21 protein-coding genes and 3 pseudogenes are annotated in these 23,707 nt (G+C 58.8%); 16 read left to right on the forward strand and 8 right to left on the reverse strand.

Features of this window, described 5'->3' with window-relative positions:
- Positions 1–73: 73 nt before the first annotated feature.
- The 7 genes from YUA_RS0116990 (at position 74) to YUA_RS44185 (ending at position 7,212) form a co-directional block, all read left to right on the forward strand.
- Positions 74–730 carry a response regulator transcription factor gene (locus tag YUA_RS0116990; RefSeq protein WP_027531787.1) on the forward strand — a complete coding sequence of 219 codons (657 nt, stop codon included), beginning with the start codon at positions 74–76 and terminating at the stop codon, positions 728–730.
- Between the two features lie 39 nt (positions 731–769).
- Positions 770–2,068 carry an ATP-binding protein gene (locus YUA_RS44175; RefSeq protein ID WP_051383222.1) on the forward strand — a complete coding sequence of 433 codons (1,299 nt, stop codon included), beginning with the start codon at positions 770–772 and terminating at the stop codon, positions 2,066–2,068.
- Between the two features lie 229 nt (positions 2,069–2,297).
- Entirely contained in the window at positions 2,298–3,218 is a 921-nt protein-coding gene (locus YUA_RS44180; RefSeq protein ID WP_035971102.1) for a hydrogen peroxide-inducible genes activator, read from the forward strand.
- 290 nt (positions 3,219–3,508) lie between these two features.
- The gene (locus YUA_RS50025) at positions 3,509–3,967 is read left to right on the forward strand and encodes a hypothetical protein (RefSeq protein WP_156947150.1); all 459 of its coding nucleotides are present in this window, start codon (positions 3,509–3,511) and stop codon (positions 3,965–3,967) included.
- A gap of 339 nt (positions 3,968–4,306) precedes the next feature.
- A complete protein-coding gene (locus tag YUA_RS0117010) occupies positions 4,307–5,830 on the forward strand; it encodes a catalase (protein ID WP_035971103.1) in 1,524 nt (507 codons plus the stop codon).
- Between the two features lie 72 nt (positions 5,831–5,902).
- On the forward strand, positions 5,903–6,541 hold the full coding sequence (locus YUA_RS0117015; RefSeq protein WP_198029441.1) for an ankyrin repeat domain-containing protein: 639 nt from the start codon (positions 5,903–5,905) through the stop codon (positions 6,539–6,541).
- Between the two features lie 95 nt (positions 6,542–6,636).
- On the forward strand, positions 6,637–7,212 hold the full coding sequence (locus tag YUA_RS44185; RefSeq protein WP_035971104.1) for an NADPH-dependent FMN reductase: 576 nt from the start codon (positions 6,637–6,639) through the stop codon (positions 7,210–7,212).
- 1,742 nt (positions 7,213–8,954) lie between these two features.
- Here YUA_RS44185 and YUA_RS0117030 read toward each other — a convergent pair.
- Positions 8,955–9,911 carry a helix-turn-helix domain-containing protein gene (locus YUA_RS0117030; protein ID WP_027531791.1) on the reverse strand — a complete coding sequence of 319 codons (957 nt, stop codon included), beginning with the start codon at positions 9,909–9,911 and terminating at the stop codon, positions 8,955–8,957.
- Between YUA_RS0117030 and YUA_RS50030 the strand changes: the two genes are divergently transcribed.
- Positions 9,901–10,236, forward strand: coding sequence for a hypothetical protein (locus YUA_RS50030; RefSeq protein ID WP_156947151.1), 336 nt, complete (start codon positions 9,901–9,903; stop codon positions 10,234–10,236). The two genes, YUA_RS0117030 and YUA_RS50030, sit on opposite strands and share 11 nt — an antisense overlap.
- 212 nt (positions 10,237–10,448) lie before the next feature.
- A pseudogene (locus tag YUA_RS48260) lies at positions 10,449–10,972 on the forward strand (transposase); the annotation flags it as partial.
- Positions 10,973–11,373: 401 nt separating this feature from the next.
- Here the strand turns inward: YUA_RS48260 and YUA_RS0117050 are convergent.
- Complete coding sequence (locus YUA_RS0117050; protein ID WP_027531794.1) at positions 11,374–12,243, reverse strand: Ku protein; 870 nt, start codon at positions 12,241–12,243, stop codon at positions 11,374–11,376.
- 64 nt (positions 12,244–12,307) lie between these two features.
- Positions 12,308–12,763, reverse strand: coding sequence for a DUF2267 domain-containing protein (locus tag YUA_RS44195; RefSeq protein ID WP_051383249.1), 456 nt, complete (start codon positions 12,761–12,763; stop codon positions 12,308–12,310).
- A gap of 407 nt (positions 12,764–13,170) precedes the next feature.
- Between YUA_RS44195 and YUA_RS44200 the strand changes: the two are divergent.
- Both YUA_RS44200 and YUA_RS0117065 read left to right on the forward strand, forming a co-directional pair.
- Positions 13,171–13,730: pseudogene (locus YUA_RS44200) on the forward strand (type 1 glutamine amidotransferase domain-containing protein).
- Positions 13,731–13,826: 96 nt separating this feature from the next.
- Positions 13,827–14,261, forward strand: coding sequence for a PPC domain-containing DNA-binding protein (locus tag YUA_RS0117065; protein WP_027531795.1), 435 nt, complete (start codon positions 13,827–13,829; stop codon positions 14,259–14,261).
- A gap of 107 nt (positions 14,262–14,368) precedes the next feature.
- Here the strand turns inward: YUA_RS0117065 and YUA_RS0117070 are convergent, their stop codons facing one another.
- Together YUA_RS0117070 and YUA_RS0117075 are read right to left on the reverse strand one after the other, a co-directional pair.
- On the reverse strand, positions 14,369–14,713 hold the full coding sequence (locus tag YUA_RS0117070; protein ID WP_027531796.1) for a hypothetical protein: 345 nt from the start codon (positions 14,711–14,713) through the stop codon (positions 14,369–14,371).
- A gap of 41 nt (positions 14,714–14,754) precedes the next feature.
- Positions 14,755–15,015 (reverse strand): hypothetical protein, encoded by a 261-nt coding sequence (locus tag YUA_RS0117075; RefSeq protein WP_027531797.1) that lies wholly within the window; start codon positions 15,013–15,015, stop codon positions 14,755–14,757.
- 256 nt (positions 15,016–15,271) lie between these two features.
- On the opposite strand from YUA_RS0117075, the gene YUA_RS0117080 reads away from it, so the two are divergent.
- Together YUA_RS0117080 and YUA_RS0117085 are read left to right on the forward strand one after the other, a co-directional pair.
- Positions 15,272–15,622 carry a DUF5335 domain-containing protein gene (locus tag YUA_RS0117080; protein ID WP_027531798.1) on the forward strand — a complete coding sequence of 117 codons (351 nt, stop codon included), beginning with the start codon at positions 15,272–15,274 and terminating at the stop codon, positions 15,620–15,622.
- Positions 15,623–15,765: 143 nt separating this feature from the next.
- Entirely contained in the window at positions 15,766–16,191 is a 426-nt protein-coding gene (locus YUA_RS0117085; protein WP_027531799.1) for a DUF3775 domain-containing protein, read from the forward strand.
- 205 nt (positions 16,192–16,396) lie between these two features.
- On the opposite strand, the gene YUA_RS44205 is transcribed toward YUA_RS0117085, so the two are convergent.
- Positions 16,397–18,469: a hybrid sensor histidine kinase/response regulator gene (locus tag YUA_RS44205; RefSeq protein ID WP_051383223.1), complete on the reverse strand. Its 2,073-nt coding sequence runs from the start codon at positions 18,467–18,469 to the stop codon at positions 16,397–16,399.
- Positions 18,470–18,842: 373 nt separating this feature from the next.
- Between YUA_RS44205 and YUA_RS0117095 the strand changes: the two genes are divergently transcribed.
- Entirely contained in the window at positions 18,843–19,937 is a 1,095-nt protein-coding gene (locus tag YUA_RS0117095) for a S1C family serine protease (RefSeq protein ID WP_027531800.1), read from the forward strand.
- A 986-nt stretch (positions 19,938–20,923) separates the two neighbouring features.
- Positions 20,924–21,067 (forward strand): annotated as a pseudogene (locus YUA_RS48265) (transposase); the annotation flags it as partial.
- A gap of 135 nt (positions 21,068–21,202) precedes the next feature.
- On the opposite strand, the gene YUA_RS0117100 reads toward YUA_RS48265, so the two are convergent.
- Both YUA_RS0117100 and YUA_RS50035 read right to left on the reverse strand, forming a co-directional pair.
- Positions 21,203–22,249, reverse strand: a complete 1,047-nt coding sequence (locus tag YUA_RS0117100) for a zinc-dependent alcohol dehydrogenase family protein (RefSeq protein WP_027531801.1) — start codon at positions 22,247–22,249, stop codon at positions 21,203–21,205.
- Between the two features lie 293 nt (positions 22,250–22,542).
- Positions 22,543–22,767 (reverse strand): hypothetical protein, encoded by a 225-nt coding sequence (locus YUA_RS50035; protein WP_156947152.1) that lies wholly within the window; start codon positions 22,765–22,767, stop codon positions 22,543–22,545.
- On the opposite strand from YUA_RS50035, the gene YUA_RS0117105 reads away from it, so the two are divergent.
- A complete protein-coding gene (locus YUA_RS0117105; protein WP_027531802.1) occupies positions 22,766–23,695 on the forward strand; it encodes an NAD(P)-binding domain-containing protein in 930 nt (309 codons plus the stop codon). The two genes, YUA_RS50035 and YUA_RS0117105, sit on opposite strands and share 2 nt — an antisense overlap.
- Positions 23,696–23,707 lie beyond the last annotated feature (12 nt).

Here is a 23,707-nt window from a genome sequence, read left to right on the forward strand (position 1 = left end):
AGCCTATCTGTATGACGTTCAGTTTGGCGTCAGCTTCTTCCTGCAATTTCCCTTCATGACGACGAGCGGGTCCATGCGAGTATTGCTGGTTGAAGACGAGCCGCATCTTGGTTCGGCTGTGCAGGAGCATGTTAGAGCGGCCGGACACGCCGTCGACTGGTTCGAGCGGCTGGAGCCGGCGGAGCACGCGGTGCGCACGGTATCTTATGACGCATTGCTGCTTGATCTGCACCTGCCCGATGGGCGCGGTTTGGATTTCCTGCGCAAACTTCGCCGCCGCGGCGATGCGCTGCCGGTCGTCATCCTCACCGCGCGCGATCTCGTCAGCGACCGGATCGAGGGGCTGAAAGCGGGTGCGGACGACTACATCGTCAAGCCCTTTGATCTCGACGAAGTGAATGCGCGTTTGGAGGCGGTCAGCCGCCGGTATTTTGGCAAGTCGGTGCCCGTCCTTCAGGTCGGCCCGGTGGAGCTGGAATGGGAATCGAAAGCCGCGCGGCTGGACGGGCGACCGGTCGAACTGAGCGCGCGGGAGTGGGCCGTCATCGAAGTGCTGGGGCGGCGGAAGCAATCGACGGTGTCGAAAGAGCAGATCGAGGATGCGCTGTACGCGTTCGGCGAGGAGATCGAGAGCAATACCATCGAAGTCTATGTCAGCCGCATTCGCCGCAAGCTCGGGCGGGATTTCATTCGCACGATACGCGGTCTCGGCTACCGCCTGGGAGATTAGCACGTGGTGCGCGGGAGTCTGGTTTCTCGGCTGATCTGGATGCTGGCCTCGTCGATGGCGGGGTTGTGGCTGCTGGGGAGCATCGCCGCCGGCATGCTGACGATTTTCGAGGTCAACGAGAGGCTCGATGACGCGATCGAGGAGGTGGCGCAGCGGCTGCTACCCGCCACCTATGATGCCGTCCAGCAACCACAGGCCATGCAGCAGATGGCCAAGCACCTGGTTGCGACGCTAGATCCGAAGGCTCTGGCCTACCAAATCATCGGTCCGACCGGCGATATCGTCATGCGCTCCGACAACGCGCCCGAGAGGCCGTTTGCGGTGCCGCGCCAGGCCGGATTTCATGACGCCCCGCAATACCGGATCTATTCCCAGCCCGCGGCTGTCGACGGCTATTTCATCGAAGTTGCCGAGCCGGCTATGCACCGTTCCGAGTCGCTGAGGCGGGCAGTCGCGCTTACGGTCGGACCGCTGTTGCTGTTCCTGCCGCTGTCCTGGTTCTTGATCCGCTGGGCCGTCTTCCGAAGCATGCGATCACTGGAGGAGCTGCGGACCGAGATCGGTCGGCGCGACGGCTCAAATCTGTCGCAGATCCCCGATATCGGCCTGCCGACCGAACTCGCTTCGATGCTGGCGGCGGTGAACCGGCTTTTGGAGCGGCTGGAGCGTGCGCTGGCCACGGAGCGCCAGTTCGCAGCCAACAGCGCACACGAATTGCGGACGCCGATCGCAGCCGTGCTGGCGCAGATGCAATTGTTGTCGGCGCAGCTCGCCGGCACGCAGCATGCGGAGCGTGCCGCGCGGATCGTCAACCAGATCAAAGGGCTCAGCAGTCTTGCCGAGAAATTGCTGCAGCTGTCCCGGGCGGGGGCCGGCGCCGGCATGCAGCGGGAACGTATTGACGTGATGACCGTCCTGCAAGTTCTGGTCGACGAGTTTCGCCGACGCGAGGATGTGGGAGACAGGCTGGTGGTCACTGCGCAATGTCCCGACGAATTCATTGTGCAGGGAGAGTTGGATGTTCTTGGCATCACGCTCCGCAATCTGATCGAGAACGCCGTCCGCTATGGCGCTCCCGATGAGCCCATCGAAATCGTCATCGAGCGCGACCGGCAAATTCGGTTGCTAAACGGCGGCGCTCCAATTCCACCCGAGACGCTCGAAACGCTGAAAAAGCCTTTCGTTCGCGGATCATCGGTCGGCGCAGGCGGAGGTCTCGGGCTCGCCATCGTCGACAATGTCATGAAGCAGATCGGCGGCAGCCTGACACTCACTTCTCCGATTATGGGTCGGCCCGCCGGCTTTGAGGCGCGTCTGGTCTTTCCTGAAGCCACATGAAATCTTGGGTATCCATTTCATTCGGCGTCGGCGCACATTCCGGGAAGTGTCGATCGAATCCCGAGTTGTTGCGCGAGAGAGTTGCCACGCAGCAAGGCGAGTGGCGCGGCTGCCGTAAATCCCGGACATCATCAATGCGTGACGGCTCTCATCGCAAAAATCACGCAATCGGACAGGACGGTAAGCAGCGTATCAAGGCGCGTAACGGACAAATTCATTGGACATTCCGATGACCATCCTGCCAAGTCTTCAACAACTACGCTTTCTATGTGCCCTGGCCGAGCGATGCCATTTCGGCCGTGCAGCAGAAAGTTGTGCCGTCACGCAATCGACGTTGAGCGGAGGAATTAAGGAGCTCGAGGCGCGGCTGGGCATCGCGCTGTTTGAACGCAGCCATCGCCAGGTGATGCTGACGCCTTTGGGGAAAGAGATCGCGATGCGCGCCCAGCGTCTACTGGTCAACGCTGAGGAACTGGTCGGCTTGGCTCGCAGCGCGCAGGAGCCACTATCCGGGCCGCTCCGGTTCGGGGTTATTCCAACAGTCGGGCCCTATGTCCTGCCCTCCTTGCTTCCGCATTTGGGCACTGCGCTACCGAAGCTCAGGCTCTACGTGCGTGAGGCGCAGACTACGGTACTTCTGGATAAGCTTGCCCAAGGCGAGCTTGATGTTTTGCTCGTGGCCATTCCCTACGAACTTGGCGACGTCGAGACGATGGAAATCACGCGAGACCCGATCGTCGTCGCAATGTCGCGCAACCATCCTCTTAGCCGTCACAGCGCGGTGAGCCGTGATGATCTCTGTCGTGAGCGGCTGCTCCTGATCGAGGACGGACATTGCCTGCGCAGCCACTCACTGCAGGCATGTCGGGTGCCTGATCCAATTCGCAACGAGATCTTCCAGGCGACAAGCCTGCGAACGCTGGTCCAGATGGTGGCCGCGGAGCTTGGCATCACGCTAATGCCCCAGATCTCGATAGATTCAGAACTGGCTTCAAACCCCGACGTTGTGGTTCGGCCGCTCTCTCCAGACAAGCCGTTCCGGACCTTGATGCTGGCCTGGCGGTCGACCTCTGCGCGCGGCGCCGAATTCGGGATGCTCGGAACACTTATCCGAGAATGTCTGGCCGGTACTAGGAGAGCAGTTGCCTAATCGGAATACCGAAGCACAACGAACGCAGTGATCCGGCGCGTTATTCGGCATTCGCGCTGGCGATGCGCCTGCCAGGCGCGTCCATCAATATTCTTCGATCCTGCGCGGCGTCCTTCCCCGTGCTGATGCCGGCTTCATCGGTCTCTCCGATTACTGCCTTCGAAACTTCCCGTTAGCGATTGGGCTCAAGGTGGCTGCGTATGGCGCCGGGGACGAACCGTCGGTGCCGCCGAATTTTCTATGGCACCACGACGTCGTACCTGGGAGCGATTTATCTGACGGAGATGGTGATGTTGCGCAAAACGGTTATCGTGTTGTTGGCAGTTGCATGCGTTGGCTCGGTCTCGTCAACGGTGGCGCTGGCCCGTGGCGGTGGTGGTGGCCACGGCGGGGGGCTGGGTGGCGGAGGCGGTTTTGGCGGCGGCGGTTTCCACGGAGGTGGATCCGGCGGTAGCAGTTTCCATAGTGGCGGCTTCGGCGGTGGTTACCATGGTAGTGGCCTCGCCGGTGGAGTCCATGGTGGCGGTTTCCACAACGGTGGATTTCATGAGCACGGCTTCAGGCACCGGTGGGCCTATGGCTACGGCTTCTACCCGCATGGCTATAACTACTACGGTTACGACGATCCTTACGCCTACAACACCTACTACCACGGTTCTGATGGCGACAATGGTGGTTGCTCTGTGGTTCGCCGACGCGTGCACACCGCTCATGGTTGGCGCCTGCGCCACGTTCAGGTGTGCGGTTGATCGACCGTTCCACGTCCATTCCAATCACAATTTGAGACGATCGGCTGGCTGACTGCGTGATGGTGGCCGTGAGTTCACCTGTTGGTCTCAGCGTATTCTCGCGCTGAGATCAATTCGCCAACGCCAAACGATAAGCGCGCTCAGGTCAATCGATCGTGCGCAGCTGATCGCATCGCCATGTCCGTGTCGGTGCCGGCTTCATCGACTTCTCCGATCACCGCCTTCGAAATTTCCTGTTAGCCATGGGGAGCGATACGGCGCATATCCCGCGGCGAGCGGCCGGCGCTCCCGCATTTTCCGCAGCATCCGCCGCCATAAAATATCATTGGAGACTTCATCATGCGCGTGTTCCCAATAGCTTGTGTGATGGGACTGTTGTCTACGACCGCACTAGCCGCACCTGCCGCGATGACACAGGATTCGGGCGCGCCTGTCGGCGATAACGAAAACTCGAAAACTGCCGGACCGGACGGCCCCGTGCTTCTGGAGGACTTCCACCTCATCGAGAAACTGGCCCGCTTCGACCGCGAGCGAATCCCCGAGCGTGTGGTCCATGCACGCGGGACCGGAGTGCAGGGCATGTTCGTAGCCTCGGAGGATTTCTCTCGCTACACGAAGGCATCGCTGTTTGCCAAGCCGGGCAAGGAGACGCCGGTCCTCGTTCGCTTCTCGACAGTTATGGGGTACCGTGGTTCGCCCGAGGCCGCGCGCGATCCGCGCGGGTTCGCCGTCAAGTTCTACACGGATGAAGGCAACTGGGATCTGGTCGGTAACGATCTCCCTGTCTTCTTCATCAGGGATGCGATCAAATTCCCAGATTTCGTCCACGCCAACAAGCCATCGGCCGTCACCAATATCCAGGATCCGAACCTCGCGTTCGACTTCTTCTCCCGCACGCCCGAATCGACGAACATGCTGACGTATCTTTATTCCACTCAAGGCATGCCGGAGAGCTATCGCGAGATGGACGGATTCGGGGTCCATGCGTTCCGGCTCGTCAGCGCCCAGGGACAGCAGATCTTCGCCAAATTCCACTGGAAGAGCGAACTGGGATTGCACAACCTGACCTTGGAACAACAGCAGACTGCTGATCCGAACTATGCGACCCGGGATTTGTATGACAACATTCGTGCTGGCCATTTCCCGAAATGGGATCTGTACGTGCAGGTCCTGACGGCGGAACAGGTCGCACAGCTTCCCTATGACGGCTTCGACGACACGAAGACCTGGGAGAACGTGCCTGAAGCCAAGATCGGCACAATGACCCTGAACAAGGTGCCGGACAATTATTTCCAGTACACCGAACAATCGGCGTTCGCGCCGGGCGTCATGGTTCCCGGCATAGAACCGTCTCCGGACAAGATGCTGCAGGGCCGCCTGTTCGCCTATGCGGATACACAGCGCTACCGCATCGGGACGAACTATCAGGAATTGCCGGCCAATCGTCCGCTGGTGAAGGTCACCAACAACAATCAGGACGGCACCATGAGTATCGCTCCGCAAGTTGGCGAAGTGAACTATGAGCCTTCCACCGCGAAGAAGGTGGGCGCTGTCACTCCGCAGCCTTCCTTCAAGTTGGGCGAGTACCCGGTGTCCGGGGTCGTGCAGCAAAAGGCGATCGCCAAGACCGATGATTTCGGCCAAGCCGGCAACCATTGGCGCTCCTTCAGCAAGGATGAGCAGGCTTATCTCGTCAAGGCCATGGCGGCCGATTTGAACCGTGTCACCGATCATGGGATCAAGCTTCGGCAAGTCAGCTATTTCTATAAGGCCGACCGGGACTACGGCACGCAACTGGCGGAGGCGACCCATCTTGACGTGAACGAGGTTGCTGCCCTCGCCGCCAAGGTAGTCTCGTACTAGGGGCTGCAAGTTGTGCCATGTGTGAATGAGCTGCCGCGAGACAACCGCGGCGGCGATTATCAAGGACCCCAGATGAAACGCATACGAAACGCTTTCCTGCTCACCGCAGTGTTGCTTGCGCCTGCCGCATTGGCGGTCCCTGCATCGGCCGTCATTCGCATGGCGGAATCGCAAGACGGCGCGGCGAACACACTCGTGCAACACGACGCTGGCAGCCCGAGCCAGGAACATATCAAGGAATTATTCTTCGATGCCGCACGGAGTGGGCGCGACGACCTGCTCGACGGCCTAATCCAGTCCGGTATGGATCCAGATGAGAGGGATCCGCGTGGCTACACGGCGTTGATCCTCGCCGCATACAATGGAAAGGGCGCCACGGTCGACTTTCTGATCCAGAAGGGGGCAAATCCTTGTGCAACAGACGCCAAAGGCAGCAGTAGCCTGATGGGTGTCGCGTTCAAGGGAGAGACCGAGATTGCACAGCGCCTGATCGTCGCTGGTTGCGATGTAAACGCGCGCAACAATGCGGGCCAAACTGCATTGATGATGGCGTCCATGTTCGGTCAATTCGAAGTCGTGAAGCTGCTGCTCAAGAACGGAGCAAATCCGACGCTCCAAGATAACGCCGGCAACACGGCAATGATCTTGGCACAGCAACAGAGTAATCCGCGAATGGTTGCTCTGCTCACGAGGGTAGCCAAAGGCCAGTGATCACTACAATGAACATCACGTGGCGATTTGCATTCAACGATGAGGAGAGCCAATGGCCGAACGCAAGGCTTCATCAAACAGGAACGAGACCCTCCATGCATAAGCCTATCTCAAAGGTGCATCTCGTCGGCATGGCCGGAAGCCTGCGCAAGGCGTCCTATTCATCCGCCATATTGTCCGGCCTGAGGGATCATGTTGCCGCGATCGCAACGCTCGAAATCCGTGATCTGCGTCTTCCACTCTATAGTGAGGATGACGATGGGGCGGCCACGCCAGAGGACGTGCGCGACTTTCGGCAAGCCATAGGCGCCAGCGACGGCCTTGTCATTGTTACGCCGGAATACAATCATGGCATTCCCGGCGTGCTGAAAAACGCGTTGGACTGGGCGTCGCGCCCGTTCGGGAGTTCCGTGCTGATCGGCAAGCCTGTCCTGGTCATGTCTGTTTCACCGGCCTTCACAGGTGGCGTGCGCGCCCATGCACAGGTCAACGAGACGCTGCTCGCGATCCAGGCGCGCATTGCTCCTGGTCCACAGGTCGTGATTGGCAGCGTCGCCGAGAAGTTAAGAGACGGCATTCTGGTCGACGAATCCTGCCAGCGCTTTTCCCTGGCAGCTCTCGATCGTTTGACCGAGATGTCCCGAAGCCTGGAAGGTTCTTTACAGGCCTAGATGCGGTGCGCTCGCGCTGTCGGAAGCTGATCGCCGGTGGCGACCTGTGCGATGAGGATTGGTTTCATAGGATCGGGCCAGATGGGCTTCGGCATGGCACGGCCTGCCGCAAATCTGGAATGAGAGAGACTCATCATAGCTCGGAGCCAGCGTTGTTCACGCCGGCGCAAGCGCCTTCGCGGTACGTGGAAGGCTTCTCCGGTTTGATTGTTCTTGAGCGTCGAACTCTGGACGTCATGCCGACCTTGGCCGCCCAGATCGCCGTGGCGTTCGGGCCGGCGCCTCGTCCTGCATCGGCGAAAGCGGTGGGTGAGAGTTCCACTCTCTCCGCCGCAGATCATGCGCCGGAAAATTCGCATGCAAGATCCGCAACAGCCAGATCAGGCTCTTAGCCCCATCACAGGAGCTCTGGCAGTCGACGTGTTCGGGTTGGCGCTCTCGCCATCGTTCTTGCGGGCCATCTGCTCGATTCCATCATTCGGAAATAGCAAAATTCGTCGTGAACGTTTGGTCCCCGATAGCAAAATACCAACAAAACGGACTGCTGCCGCGAATTTCTACGCGTCTTTTCAATGCGTCGCGAATAAATGAGGAATCGAACTAAGGACGTAAATTATTGTTATTACTAGTAATTTCTGTCTGGTGCCCCTAGCCGGAATCGAACCGATATAAGAAAGATTCGTGTTCCCGGCCTTAAGTAGGCGTCGCGCTGGCATCTACACGCCAATCGATTCTTGGGGGGAAAAGATCGTTGCCATAAAAGGTGATGCGCCCGACGCGATTCGAACGTATGATCGTGCCTTCCCTGTCTGGGCGGCCAATCGCGGAACGCTTCCACAAACCGCACGAATGGCGTACGGGATCCCTACAAGTGCCGGTGTTAGTCACGCAATGAAGGTGCAGCCGGTCGGGCTAAAACCGCGCGCCGATAAGAGAACAGGGCCTCTAAAATAGTGGGTTTCGCGATGTAGCGCACCCCCGCTACCAAGCGTGACCCACTATCCCCAAAAGTGGGTTTCGGACTGTAGCGGTCTCCTGACTTGAACCCCCGACGATTCACGATCGACCTTCCCCGCGCTCTGGCCAACCGAGACCCCGCATTCCGACAGCTAGAAAACCTATTGCGTGTTCAATGCAGGTTTGACAGCCCGCCTGTCGGAATAGGCGCTGATTCTCCAACAAATCCTAAGCCTCTTAATCAGCGGCTCCATCGGGATGTCTCAGGGACGGCGATCGCGCGACGGTATTGGCGCATTGCATCGGTCCGATCGATTTCTGAACCAACGATGCAACTGGCCAGACCATTGCATCCGTAGGTAGGCTTCCATGAGCACACCCATCCGAGAGAGAAGCGAGCTGAGTTCAAATCACGCGGGGAGTGACGCCAGTGATCGTCGTTCTCAATCCAGAACGCCGCAATGAAATCGCAACGAATTGGGTGAAACGACCGTGAACGAAACGTGTCGAAAACACCTGCCACCAATAGAAAAATCAATAACTTCGAAGATACTCACTGCGTTCGGGACGCAGAGCCCAATCAAGCCACCGCCTCAAAAAGCAATTTGAGATGGTTGCACGTCCCCGATAAGTTGCGGACGCGCTAGCGAGCCTCACCAATGAGGCTTCCCCAGCGGTGTTCGAACAGCGCTGGACACAGAGCAGACCGGTTGATTCCGTCTCCAGCAACGATCTCACTATTGCCTCGATTCTTACATTACTCCCCTCTCTCAAGCGCCGACCATTCATGGTCGCTTCGCAAGCGCTCGAGCCTCGCGGGGCAGAATCTGGTAAGCTTGCTTGAAGCGCCGCCCAAAATGGGTCAGGTCTGAAAATCCCCAGCTATAGGCTATTTCGCTGACGGTCCGGTTTGCCTGGGCGGGGTCTTCGAGGGCGCACCGGCATCGTGCAAGCCGCCGCGCCAGAATCAAGCGCGAGAGTGATGTATTATGTTCCTCAAGAACCTCATTCGCATATCGCACGCTGACGCCAACGCTATCGGCTACGGTCTGTGGATTTAGACTTGGGTCACTTAAACTAGCATCGACAACAGCTCGTATATTCAATAGCAAGAGTGCCTTTGAGCGGGAGACGCGAGGGCGGGCACCTTCTACGGCCTTGGCAAGCGACATGGCGATCAGGTCGAGGACATGGTTGCCGACTAACTGATCGCTGATCGAGCTCATTTGGCTCGCAAGCGAAGGCAACATTCCCATCACCACTGACGTCAAGCGGTCCTCCGCCCGCGCCGGCTTTATCAGGCGTGCAACCATGTTCCGGATTTTGCCCAAACGCGTTTCCAATTCGCGACGCGGAACCTTGACGACAAGCATCTTGGAACCTTGCAAGAACTTCCCGCTGTAGGGCAGCAAAGGATCCAAGAGCACTACACTGCCAGCGTCTAGCGCAATCTCGCGAGTCTCCTGTTCAAGTAGAACGCTGCCCGACAACTGGCGGCACACAAACAGGTGGTCGGACTTGGTACGAGAAGCATGCGCTACCGTATGTGAAATCTGCATCGGAGAATTGTTAAACAAAATGAGCTCAAAATTGCCGAGCGCATCCAACTCGATCTCAGCATCAAAGCTGAGTCGCGCCTCCGGTCGTGAGTCGTGATCTACGATCTGTTTGCAGGCGACGCTATGCCAGTAATCGAACTTGTCGCGGCGATGAATCCGTTGGGTCGAGAAGATGGTTTCCACCGGGCATCCTCCTTACGCTCGGCCGGCCGAACAATTGTTCCTAGACAGCCGATACCGCAGCCGGGAAACGCATTATGGCCTGCTTTTCGGCTCTCGTAAGGGCAATCACTGGATGCGGTACTTCTTTCACGTCTTGGGCGACGGAATAGCGGTGGAGGATGAGACAGGTACTGTCCTGTCAGGCCCTGAGGCTGCGAGGCTTCATGCCTCAGTCATCGCCGCTGAACTTGCTCAGGATGGGAACCAATATTGCGGCTGCGAAGTCTATGGCATCGATGAAGGTGGCAATGAGATCGCCCGCCTGCCGGTCGTTGTTCCGAGCTGAAGGGCGCTCGGACCGAGAGGGCCTCTTTACAGCGGGGCCAGAAAGCCGACCGAAGGCTCCTACCTGCCGCGCAAGATGCGAGGGATTTATGGGGTCAACTATCTGCCGCCATGACGGGCCAGCAATGAAAGATACCTCTGCAACGGCTGCGCTATTCATTGAGGGCGCCAACCTTCACCTTACGGTGAAAGCGCTTGGCTTCGAGATCAAATATCTTGGCAGCACGCACCGATGTGCTCTCGCCTCGCATGTTGCTCTTCATCGATGGCCTGACGGAAGACTGGCGCCGGCTGGATGAGCGTATCGAGGATCGATCTAGCGAGATCGAAACACCAACCCGTCACTACCAGCGACTGATGACGGGCTTGGCATTGGCCTGATCATCTCGAGCGCAATGGTCGCCGCGATCGGCACTGGAAACGCGTTCTCGAAAGGCGGCGACTTCGGCGCCGGGCTTGGACTTGTTCCGAAGCAGATATCGTATATCGAGGCGCGGCAATCGCTACCTGCGTGCGTTGTTCGTGCAAGCCGCGTGGGTTGTGCTGGCCAAGGTAGGGTGTTGGGAGCGCTATGGCCTTAACTCCTGGATCGAAGCAGCGCAGAAGCGATTGCGCCACAACGTGCTGGCGATTGCGCTCGCCAACAAGCTCGCCCGGATCGCTCGGGCGGTCCTCAATAGGGACGTGCCTTCGCGTGCGTCAAGACGGGGGAGACGGCGGTGTCCCGAGCTGCTTGATCCTCACGCCGTGCGCGGGGCCGTCAAGGCGCAGCCTGGCAGCAGGAGAGCAAGACGTCAGGACAGCAGCACGACGGCTGGCCTTGACCGGGATGATCCGTGTAGATCTCTCCGAGGCGTCCAGGAACTCCCAATCCACCGCCTGCGAAAGCCGCACCAGCGATGCTTCATGTCGATGATGTGATCGAGCCGGGAGCGGAACAGATCCTCCTCACCCGTCTCTCGCCGCCCCCATGGCTGCATCGCGTCCCTCCCGCCAAAGCATTCCAAAGCGAGACAATCGCGAGTCAAGTTTGCAAGGAATCCCTTCCGCAGGCCCGCTTTCCGGCAAATGCGATTGCCCCAAAGCCCCGTTTCCAGATTCCAAATCAATGACTTGGGAATTCCTCACGGACGACCAATTAGTTTGCCTTCCTGGCTTGCATCGATGAACGTTTCGCCGGGGTTCGCTTGTGTCCCTCAGTGACACGCCGATGATGTGTTAACGGCGTGCTGCGGCCACCTGTTGCGCTTTGGCGCAATGCTTCCATCAGGTCAATAACCTCAGCCGAGGGTCGCTCCTTTGGTTTATCGATCTTTTCGCCGCGTTGTTTCCTTTTAATTAGCGCTCGCAGCGCTCGCTCGTAGTGATCTTCGAATTGTTCGGGATGAAAGTGACCAGCCTTCATCGCGAGCAGTTTCCTCGCAAGCTCAAGCATTTCTCTCGGTACCCGCTCCTCTGGCAGATCGCCGAAATAATCCCTTTCGTTCCGGATTTCATAGGGATATCGCAGCGTCACGCCCACTAGGCCGTTGCCACGCGGCTCAATCGCTATGACATGTTCGCGCGTCGTGAGCACCACCCTGCCGAGCGCTACCATACCCTCTTTCCTGATCGCCTCTCTGATGATCACGTATGCCTGCCGGCCGATCTCCCCCGCCGGGGTCATGTAGTAGGGACGGCTCAAATAGAGATCGTCAATCTCGTTTCGTGGCACGAACTGGTCGATCTCGATTGTATGCGTCCCCTCGATCTCGATCGTCTTGAGCTCCTCCTCGGTGAGGGCGACATATTGCCCCCTACCGGCTTCGTAGCCCATGACGATGTCTTCCGGGTCGACCTGCTTCCCGGTCTCGGCATCAAGCTTGCAGTATTTGATCCGGTGTCCGGTCTTCTTGTTGATCAGATGAAATCGGATCTTGTCGCGGTCAGAGATCGCTGGAAACAGCTGGATCGGACACGACACTAGCGACACACGCAGATAGCCCTTCCAGTAAGCACGCGGCGCCATCAGCCTCTCCACTCGCCAGTCTATCGTGCGTCGGCCGGTTGCGACGAGTCTCTGGCTCGGCTGCCTACTTTGCGACAGGGCCAGACGACGCCCAGGTGACCGGCCAAAGTGCGCGGATCTCCTTCGGCAGAGACTGAACCACGTCGCCGATTTCTCCTGCGGAGACATGATTCTCAAGGGTCTGGAACACGGCACGTACGGCATCTTCGCGGTTGATGAGCGCCGTGTAGGGGAGGCGCGTGTCAATCCAGTTGAGGAATTCTTCCCGCGACCGAATCTTTTCCGGCTTCCCGGCCGGACGCCACGCCTCGTAGTAGATACCGCGTATTAGCATCGGAAGCTGTCCGCCGAGATGAGCCGCCTCATCGGTTGTCAAGCGGTCGCGCAGGCAATGCAGCACCGCTCGCAACGCCTGATAGGCCTCGTGACGATCGGAGCCTAGCATCTCCGCGATTTCCTTGAGCCACGTGTTCGTCTTGTGAAGCGTTTCATCAAACACTTCTAGGCCGGTCAAGCTCATGGTCACACCTTCCGGATCGAATGCGGACAACTCCAAAAGTGGGGCGAGCCCGTCGAGTGGCCGGCCACGGCCCCTAAAGATTTGCAAGATCTTGCGCGCGACCGCCTAGGCCGCCTTGATGGGCGTCAATTCGCTGCATTTTCGTTCAGATCGAAAACACGCGCGCAGTGCGCAGTGATGGTTTTGCAAAGAGTTCTAGGTCACGCCCGGCCTGCTCCTCCATAAGCCACACAAGCAATGTGCAACGAGCCAGCAACTCAGGTGCATGTATTTCTTACCTTAGTTGACAAGTATCAATGTTCCCGCAATCAGATAAGCAATCAGATAAAAAGTTGCGCGTTTGACGCCGCAGGAACGATGGCGCGCAAAGCCGATTGACAGGGGAGTTCTTCTGAAGGAGTTTCCTGATGGATCTGAAAGGCAAGAAGATCGCGATCCTGGCCACCCATGGTTTCGAGCAATCGGAACTTGAAGTGCCTCGCGACCGCTTGAAGAAAGCGGGTGCAACCGTCGAGGTAATTTCGTTGGCTGCCGGCGAAATCAAGGGATGGGACATGAAAGACTGGGGTCGGCCGGTGAAGGTCGACAAGTCGCTCGATCAGGCCTCATCGTCGGACTACGACGCCATCGTGCTACCGGGCGGGCAGATCAATCCCGACCTGCTGCGGGTCGAACCGAAAGCCCTCAAATTCATCAAGGAGGTTTTCGACGCCCAGAAGATCGTCGCCGCAGTCTGCCACGCACCGTGGCTGTTGATCGAGACCGGGATCGCGAAGGGGCGGAAGATGACGTCCTACAAGTCGATCAAGACCGACGTCATCAATGCTGGCGCGAAATGGGAGGATTCACAGGTCGTGGTCGACAGGGGCGTGATCACCTCGCGCAATCCGGGTGACCTCGAAGCGTTCAGCGCGAAGATCATCGAGGAGTCAAGGAAGGCCGTCACGTCAGGCGGAGCGTAGCCTAGCTGCCGTGTTGGTGCGAATTCGCCGCCTTGGCGGGAACGACGTCGTTCTAGACCGATCAATTGAGAAGTCGCCCTAAGCGTGGTCGGGAATAAAAGATGAAAGCAAAATCCGTCACTGTCGGTTCGGAGCGGACCTTTGTCCTCGTCCTCGACCAGGGAGAGGAGGCGTTCGGGGCCATCACCGATTTCGCGAACAAGGAGCAGGTCGGCGGCGCCGCGGTGACGGCGATCGGTGCATTCGCGCATGCCGAGGTTGGCTGGTTAGACCTCGCGGCAAAAGGCTACAAGCGGATCGCTGTCAACGAACAATGCGAGGTCCTCAGCCTGATCGGCGATGTGGCGGAGAGCGATAACGGCAAGGCCAGCCTTCACCTCCACGCGGTGCTTGGTCTGCAGGATGGCTCGGTGCGCGGTGGCCACTTCCTGTCAGGTTCAGTGCGGCCGACGCTGGAAGTCACCATCAACGAAACAGTCAAGCATATGCGGCGGAAAAAGCGCCCCGACCTCGGGATCGCCCTCCTCGATATCTGAGCGGCAGGATGAATCTGTCGACAGAGATCGAGCGTCTTGATCGCACTTTGATTCAGTGGTTTCTGATGCGAGAGAAATTAGTGCGGTACTGAGATCTTGCGCCGGACTCACACGCGTCCAGTTGCGCAAATTCGGAAGCTGACCATCTGAGGCGTCTTTTGATCGCCGAAGACGGCGTCGAACTTTGCTATCGCGCGATAGATAACAAAGACGACGTCGGATTCCTCGATTGCGACAGTCTGGCCGCGCCCCCATCTTCTATTCTCTTTGTCCTTCTTCGGACCATGCCTAAGCCAGTCGACGATCTCGTTAACCTCCGTCTTCCCTGCTAATTCGCGAAAATGGGGTTCGTCGGTGGGAGGCAAGATTCCTTCGCCTGCGGCGGCGAGCGTTATCGCACACTCAAAGTCGCCCCGCTGCAGATGCTCTATGGCCGCATGTATCTGGCGCATCGAAGCGTATCGGACGCAAGTTTCGATGTGGTGAGGGTTGCCTATGGCTCGCCCCCCGCGACGCCAAGCTCGCAATGCGCCGCTCTCGGTGGACGCAATTTACCATTGAACAGATTCCATACCTCTAGCCAGCGCATGAGATCGTCACTCCTGTAAGCGGCACATCGAACTCTGCGCTCGATCGGTTCGGCGGCGATAAAGCGCATCAGTTGCCGCATTCCGGACAGGAAGGAGAGCGCGCGTCTATTTAGATCCATCTCATCAAGCATATGGGCGCGATAGAATGCGTTGACGATCGTCAAGGACGTCCCAGAAAGTTGACGCCGAATTCAGTCGCGCGGTGCAGCGATCTCTGCGCAGCGGGTTCACCGATAGGAACCGCAGATCGGAACGTCTCTAGCTTGGTTCTTGAGATGATCGAGGTTTGGCTTTGACGGGAAGCGTCGTGCTAGCAGTGCAAACTTCGTGGAAAAATTGATCGTTGTCAGCGCGGAGAAACCGGCTGCCAGCTAGTGGCGTCGAGAATCCCGGCGGAATCCAACTCGGAGACTACGAACAATGGCGAAGAAGCTCGAAAAATCGCAGTGGAGTATCTATTTCGATCTCATATCGAAAGCACTGGGCGGCAAACGTGCCGAGATCGAGGTGGCGTCGCTAAAGCTCGGTGATCAGATCGAGGCGGAATGGCTACCGTTCTTCGGGATTTCCTATGATCCAAAGGATGACGTAATCGCGCTCGCTCTCGAAGGACACGGCCATCTGATCCACAAACCCAGAGAAATATACATCGAAGGAGAAGGTCTGGAGTTGTCCAGCTTCGAGATTATCGACGCGAATGGCGAGCGTCAGATCGTCGTTCTCAGAGATCCCCTGATGCTGCCGGCGCCATCTGCGGCAAAGGCGCTCTGATCGTTCCGCGAATCCGAAGAAACAAGCGAATGCTCATGTATTGGAGCACACAGAAATGCTGTGATCATCCACGGGCATCTTTTCGCGATGAGAACCCCAGTCCGGCGCGTTTGATCGGAACACCCACAACTAAGGAGCAAGCGATGCCCGAGCTAGCCATTTCGCGCGAAAAGATCAGCTTTCTGATCGAAAAAGCGCATGAGTTTGATGTCAAGGACTTGCCGGCGGATGAGGAGTCCGGATCGAATCCCACTGACGATGCTGAAGTCGATGTATTGCAGGACGATGGCTGTGATTCTGTCGCTGCCGAGATGGCGAGCTTCATCAGGGCCTTGAACGAGGACGAACAGATCGACCTGGTCGCGTTGATCTGGCTCGGACGGGGTGATGGCACGATCGACGAGTGGGAGGAACTGCGTAGCCGGGCGGCTGAACGGCGGGACGGATACCGCAACCCGCGTTGGGAGACCGTACGTTACCTGCTCGGCGAGCCGCTGTTGGGCGATTTCCTGGCCGAGGGCCTGGATAAGTTTGGAATATCCTGGGTCGATGAGGCGCCCACACCCTGATAAGCACAATGAGCAGCCGAAATAGGTATGATCGCAATGATGCGTCCTGCCCCGGTACGCAGATAGCAGAGTGAAGGAAATACGTGACAGGGATCAAACTTCCTTTGTTCACGAAAGCCGAAGGAACACTTGCGATCTTGAGGAGGGTCAGGTTCAGTTTGGCGCGTGCTTAGTAAATGTCGGACATAAAAGTGACCTGGCTGGCCTAGCCCAGTGCATCGCTGATTGTGTTAACTAGGTCGTCTTCCGTGAAGGGCTTCGAGATTGTTCGCGAATCGTTGAACTTCCTCGGGATGTCGAGATCATGGTATCCGGTCATGAGGATGACTGGCAACGTGGGCCGCATCGCGCGGATCGCTTTCGCAAGCTCCCCGCCGCTCATTTCCGGCATCGCGAAGTCAGCGAGAACCAGGCCTATTTCCTGATTGCTTGCGAGGACCCGGAGCGCTTCACTGCCGCTCTCCGCCGACGCTGTTGCATAACCGAGAAAATTGAGCATCCTGACCGTGGATTTGAGGACGGCTTTGTCGTCATCCACGACCAGAACACGCAAGCTCTTCACGGTCGGCAGACGTTTGCTTGCATCAACGGAGTATGTTCCGTGATCAGCAACGTCGCCCAGAGCTCGCGGCAAGAAGACCTGCACCGTGGTACCCCGGCCGAGACGTGTTTCAATACGCACTCCGCCACCTGACTGTTTGGCAGAACCGAAGACTTGCGCCAATCCGAGGCCTGACCCCTTACCCGGTTCCTTCGTCGTAAAGAAAGGCTCGAACACGTGCGGCAGCATGTCGTCGGGAATACCGGTGCCGGTGTCCTTGACGGCGAGACCCACGTAAGGTCCCGGAGGCGGCTCTTCCGGGCGGAAGGCTTCGCTTTCGATGATCGTGTTGAACGTCTCAAGAGTGAGCGTTCCCCCCGGCTGCATGGCATCCCTGGCGTTGATGACGAGGTTGAGAACGATCATCTCGATCTGGTTTGGATCAACCAGGGCGGGCCAGAGATCCGGAGCAAGCGTCGTTTTGAGTTGTACCGTGCCGCCCAAGGTGACGCTGAGCAGATCGCTCATCCCAACGATCTTGCTGTTTAGATCGACCTCGCGGGGTTCAAGCTGCTGTTTCCGCGAAAAAGCGAGGAGTTGCGCAGTGAGCTTCGCGCCCCGGTCAGCAGCGGCACAGATCAGTTCGAGGCCTTCCTGCTCGTGAGGCCCCTGCACTGTGCGGGAGAGCAAACGCGCGTTGGTGAGCACGACGCTGAGCAGGTTATTGAAATCGTGCGCCACGCCCGTCGTGATCCGCCCGATTGCATCAAGTCGCTGCAATTGCTGAACGGCGGCTTCGGCCGTCTGCCGTTGAACGATCTGCGCGCGCAGCGCGTTATTGGCCTCTTCCAGCTCCCGAGTTCGCGCTTCAACGCGACGCTCGAGCGCCTTCTCGATACGTTTTCGATCGGTGATATCGAGCGCGACGCCATAAAACCAAACGGGCTTGCCATCCTCGAAATGCGTCTGGCCACGCGTCGCGATCCAGCGCTCTCCGCCGTCGTATCCGCGCACCCGATACTCGACGTCGTAAACACCCTGGCCCTGTGGGTCGCTACACCGTTGAATAGCAGACTCGACGGCTCCGAGATCGTCCGGATGCACCGCAGTGCGCCAGGTGTCGTAATCCACGGTCGCATCCGCCGGAAGGCCCCACATCGCCCGGCACTTTTCGTCCCAGCCCAGCTCATTAGTTTGTGGGTTCCAGGAGTAGCGGCCCAATTTTACCAAGTCGACCGCAGCCTTTAGCCGCGCTTCGCTTCCGCGCAGGTCCCGTTCGGTCCGGTCCCGCTCCTCCTTTTCCTTTACGGCGTTAGTGGTTTCGAAAGCAATGGCGAGATTGGCGACGACCGCGCCCATCTCATCGCGGATGGGCGTAAAATACGACGTGAAAAACGCTTCCGCGGGACCGCCGTTGCGCAGGAGCGTCCAGGGTTGGTCTTCCAGCGTAACGGTCTCGCCCGCGAAAACTCGGTGGTGGATCGCCGCCTCGGCCGCCTCCCATACCTCGCCCCAGACTTCGCGCCCCGGTCGGCCGAAGGCACGAGGATGCTTCGTCCCCATGAAGGCCCGATGGAGCTCATTGTAGATTAGGAGCCGCTCGGGACCCCAGATCAGATTCATCGCGAGCTGCGATGCCATCATGAGGTCAATGGTGGTCTTGAGGCTCTGGGGCCAACTGGAAATCGGCCCAAGCGGAGTCTTCTCCCAATCGAACGCGCGAACGCGCTCGCCCATCTCGCCGCCGCTCGCGGGCCAAGCTGATGGTCCTGGGTGAAGGTCCTTGCCCACTGAGCCTCTCGCGTGCGCCGGGGAATAGGCCGCCGTTGGGCTGAAGTACGATAGTTTAGACTAGCCCAAGCAATGAGCTTCAAAAAGCACCTTCCTCAGGTTGATTGGCGTGGTGCCCTTAAGTCCGCCTCGGGTCATTCGCATCGGTATGCCTGCGATAACGTCCGGTCTGCCCCTGGCAGCCGGCGCTAAGTTGACCGTCGCGGTTCGACGCTGAGGGCCAAGAACCGACCTTTAGCCTGCTTCGTGCGCACCAAATAAGGCCGATCAGGCTAGAAACTACACGCCCACTACCACGTTTGTTCGACGGGAGCATGCCATGAATCGTCGCTATGTCGTTGTTCTCGCCGCGCTCGTGGGCATGCTGTTGGCATATGCCGCAGTCCTCAACATCCGTCAGGCGCCCTGGATCGGCTCGAACGCCCGTGCCGTGGAGCAGCGCGGACCGTTATCCGACGCCGAGCGGGCCAATATCGAGATTTTCGAGAAGGTATCGCCGTCGGTCGTGCAGGTCGTAGCGGCGCAATCCGCTGCCAATCCGCTCAGCGAGGAATCCGAGGGCGGCGTAGCCTCCGGCACGGGCTTCGTCTGGGACAATAGCGGCCACGTCGTCACAAACAACCACGTCGTACAGAATGCAAACGAGGTCGCGATTCGCTTCGCTTCCGGCGAGGTGACGCGCGCCGATATTGTCGGAACGGCGCCCAACTACGACCTCGCGGTATTGCGGATCAGAAGCGCCCGCGGGCTACCGTCGCCCGTGGCGGTCGGGAGTTCTTCCGACCTCAAGGTCGGCCAATTTGCATTCGCGATCGGCAACCCTTTCGGGCTCGACCAATCCATGTCCAGCGGCATCATCAGCGCGCTCAAGCGCCGGCTGCCAACCAGCAGCGGAAGAGAAATCGCCAACGTGATCCAGACCGACAGCGCGATCAATCCCGGCAATTCTGGCGGCCCATTGCTCGATTCCGCCGGCCGGCTGATCGGCGTGACGACGGCGATTTTATCCCCATCGGGCACTAATGCCGGGATCGGCTTTGCCATCCCGGTCGACATCGTCAATCGCGTGATCCCCGACCTGATACGCAACGGCCGAGTGCCGACGCCCGGCATCGGAATCGTTTCGGCAAGCGAAGCGGATGCCGCCCGTTTGGGTACGGAGGGGGTGATAGTCGTGCGCACCGTGCCGGGCTCTCCGGCCGAGCGCGTCGGAATTCGGGGTGTCGATCTCGCCTCAGGCAAACTCGGCGACATCATAACGGCGGCCGACGGTAAACAGGTTCGACGGCTGTCTGACCTCACTGATCAACTTGAGCGGGCCGGGGTCGGAAAAACAATAGAACTCACTCTGAAGCGGGGCTCACAGTCGCAAAATGTCAATGTCGACATCGTCGATATCGGACGCGGGCAATAAATTGTCAGCCCGCCGACATGGCGGGGTGACCGGAGAAGGGGCTTCGGAGTCCGATTGGGGTTCATCTCTACCGAATTCCGACGTCCGCGATGCGTCCGGCTTACCTCTGACAGCGACCGAAATAGCGGACATCGCGGGACGTTCCAAGCGGGCCAGAAGGCGACACGTCCTTCCATTCGATCAGCTCATCGGTGCGTAGTAAATCGGGCTATGGCCAGGCTGTCCGCCACGAATGGCCCACCCTAAACCACACCTCGTCGGCGGGTCCATCGTCCCCGCGGACATTCCATCCGTCGATCATGAATACGACGCGGGCTTCGCTGGCTGGGTCGCCGACGGTAAGGGCAGCAGCTTAGTGACCGGCGCAATGGCGAGGAGAGCGGTGCCGGCAATAAAATCGCGCCGGTCGATCATCATGCGGCTGTTCCTTCCCGTTTCTCTAACCCTTTTTTCGCCAGCTTCGACGCACGAAAAAAGCCAGTATCGCCCAACGTCTTCTTAGTCTCTAGAAGCGGCTCTGATGCCGCATCTCAGTCGCCAGCGTGAACGGCTATTGTGTGCGCTTGCTCGAACGCCCGCAACGTCGGGCGGTTCACCGCATTCACGCGAGCGAGGTTGATGGCTTTGCCGGGGTTATCGCCGCTGTCGGCGTAGAACTCCGCGCCGTGTTTCCCTTCGCGTCCGGCCTTGCTGGGAGTGCCGCCTATCTTTGCGGCCCATATCCCGCGTGGCTGCTCGGCTGGCTCTGGATCAGCTACACAATACTGTTTCTCGGCGAGTTGCGGGCGTGGTGGATTCCATACCTGCTCCTTTCAGAGCCTGCGCGTGCTGCCCGCTATCAAGCGTGTTCGGCCCCACCCACGCCTTCCTACCCGAGCGCAACGGCATCAGGCCGAATACGCTACGCGTGATCTTGCACGTGGCAACGCTTACAACTCTGGTTTTGCTTGGCACGGTGACCGTCGAACAAGCGACTTCCGCTTGGTGTGAAAGGGCTAATCGGCGAGGAGTGGACCGCTATCAAGCCTATGCTGCCGAACAAGCCGCGCGGTATGCCACGGGCGAACGACCGCCGGGTCCTCAACGGCGTCTTCGGGATGTTGCGGTCCGGGGCGTCTTGGCGGGACCTCTTGACCTGGTCCCCCGCGCTGGTTCGGAGTGTTAACCCGCCGGCCGTTCGCGTTAACCGCGCTAAGCCGAACTTTTCGGCTTTTGCGCGCCATTAATCTCACACCGCCGTCAATCTTGTCGACCCAGATTGTCTTTCAAGCTTCGGCTGCCGAGATGATGACCTTGAGAGCGTTCGTCTTGGCCGCCTGGCCGAACGTCGCATAGGCGTCCATGATCTTGTCGAGCTTGAAGTGGTGCGTGATCAGTCGCTTGGGATCGATCTTGTGTGATTGTACGGTCTTGAGCAGCATCGGCGTTGTGACGGTATCGACGAGCCGTGTCGTGATGGCGATGTTACGGTCCCAGAGGCGTTCCAGATGCAGATCTACCTTGACGCCATGGACGCCAATGTTGGCGATGACACCACCAGGCGCCACGATGTCCTCGCAAGTGACAAAGCTCGAGGGAACACCGACGGCTTCGATCGCGGTATCGACGCCACGACCGTCGGTCATCTTCATGATTTTATCGACCGCCTTGCCGTCCCTGTTGTTGATTGTTGTCGTCGCACCGAAGCGAGACGACATTTCCAGCCGGTTGTCATCAAAGTCGATCATCATGAGTTCCGACGGCGAGTAGAATTGCGCCGTCAGCAACGCCGCAAGCCCGATCGGGCCGGCCCCGACGATCGCGACGGTCGAGCCGGGTTGAACCTTGCCGTTGAGCACGCCGCATTCGAACCCCGTGGGCAGGATATCGCTCAGCATCACTAATGCTTCCTCATCCATCCCGGCGGGGATGCGATATAGGCTGGTTTCGGCGAAGGGGATGCGGACATACTCGGCCTGGGTGCCGTCCGTCGTGTTGCCGAGGATCCAGCCGCCATTGATACAATGCGAGTACATTCCGCGGCGGCAGTAGTCACATTTTCCGCAGGACGAGATGCAGGACACGATCACGCGGTCGCCGGCATGAAAGGCGGTAACGGCGGCGCCGACTTCTTCGATGACGCCGGTGCCTTCGTGACCAAGTATACGGCCTGGCGTACAGGTCGGCACGTCGCCTTTAAGGATATGCAAATCGGTTCCGCAAATCGTCGTCCTGACGATCTTGACGATGGCGTCCGTCGGCGCGGCAATCTTCGGCCTTGGGCGATCCTCAAGCGCCTTCTTTCCAGGTCCTTGGTATACCAGCGCCTTCATGACTATTCTCCAAAGTTCGCTTCAGTCAATCGAGTGAAGCGTATCGAGCATCAGGCGATGCTCCAGCGCCCACCAATGCACGCGACTAAGGCTGTTACTTCCCCGATCCCTTGATAGCCATCAATTGGTCCGTATTTTTCGGCGAGCAGGAGGGGCTGGTACTATGAGCTTGTCCATCACAGGCTGTGGGATTGCGCCCCGGCCGAGGCCATACTGATCGACATCACCGTCGACGGAAGACGCATCAAGCCTGCGCCGATTGACATTCGAGGCGCCCCGTGACGAGGACCTGTTCATTGACGATGGTCAATGCCTGAGGCCGTTGTGGAGCCCATGTTTCTTTGCAATGCCAGCGCAGGGATGCGTACGCGCATAAGCCTGCTCAGATATTTATGAACGGTCTCGATTGTTAAGTCGTCGACGCCGACATCGCGAACCGGCGTTCGCTGCGCGATCGACGAATGATGCACTCGTGTTGCGGCATCGGTTGACGGTCTTTGGAATGCAGGTTCGATCATGAAAGTCGGAATCGTTGGGGCAGGCAGGGTAGGGTGTTCCTGTGCTCTTGCCATGGTGGTACGGGGGAGCGCTCGGACGATTGTGATCGTGGACCGAACGCCTGAGCGCGCGAAGGCGATCGCCACCGATCTTCGTTACGGAGCGCCGCTCTGCCCAAAGATCACCGTTATCGATGGCGACTATGAAAAGCTTGCAGATGCCCAGCTGGTAATGATTACCGCCGGCATCAATGAAAAGGCCGGCGGCGCCACCGACCGCAGCGATCCTCAGGGCAGGTTGCGGTTGCTCGACAAGAATGCTGAAATCTATCACGAGATCGTTCCGCGCATTGTGCGCGCCGCACCTCGCGCGGTGATATTGGTCGTGACCGATCCGCCCGATCCGCTCGCCGATATTGCGCGCGCAAGCGCAAGCCATGATCGCGTGCTGAGTAGCGGTACTTTTCTGGATTCCTTGCGCTTCCGCGTTCATTTGGCGGCGCATTTCGACATCGATGCCAATCAGGTGGAGGCGCAGGTGGTCGGCGAACATGGGATCTCGCAGGTATTTCTCTGGTCAGCCGCCCGGATCGCCGGCGTGCCGGTCGGCGAGCTGTTCGGAATTCGTGGCCGAGTGCCTCTCAGTCTGCGCGGGCGGGTCGAGGCAGACGTTCGTTACGCGAATATCTCTATCATCGAAGGCAACGACGCGAGCCAGTGTGGCATTGGCATCGTTGCGGCGCGGATCGCGGAGATTATTCTTCGCGATGAGCGAGCGGTGATTCCGATCGGCAGCTATAATGACAGGTTTCGCGTCACTCTGTCGCTTCCAAGCGTCGTCGGGCGCGAGGGCGTGCTTCGGACTTTCGAGCCGGAAATGTCCGCCGAGGAGCGGCGGGCGCTGGAACTGGGCGCGGCTAACTTGAGGAAGTCGCTAGGCCGTCGGTAGACACAACTTCGC

Origin of the sequence: Bradyrhizobium sp. WSM3983 (assembly GCF_000473045.1) — a bacterium.
Lineage (GTDB): Bacteria > Pseudomonadota > Alphaproteobacteria > Rhizobiales > Xanthobacteraceae > Bradyrhizobium.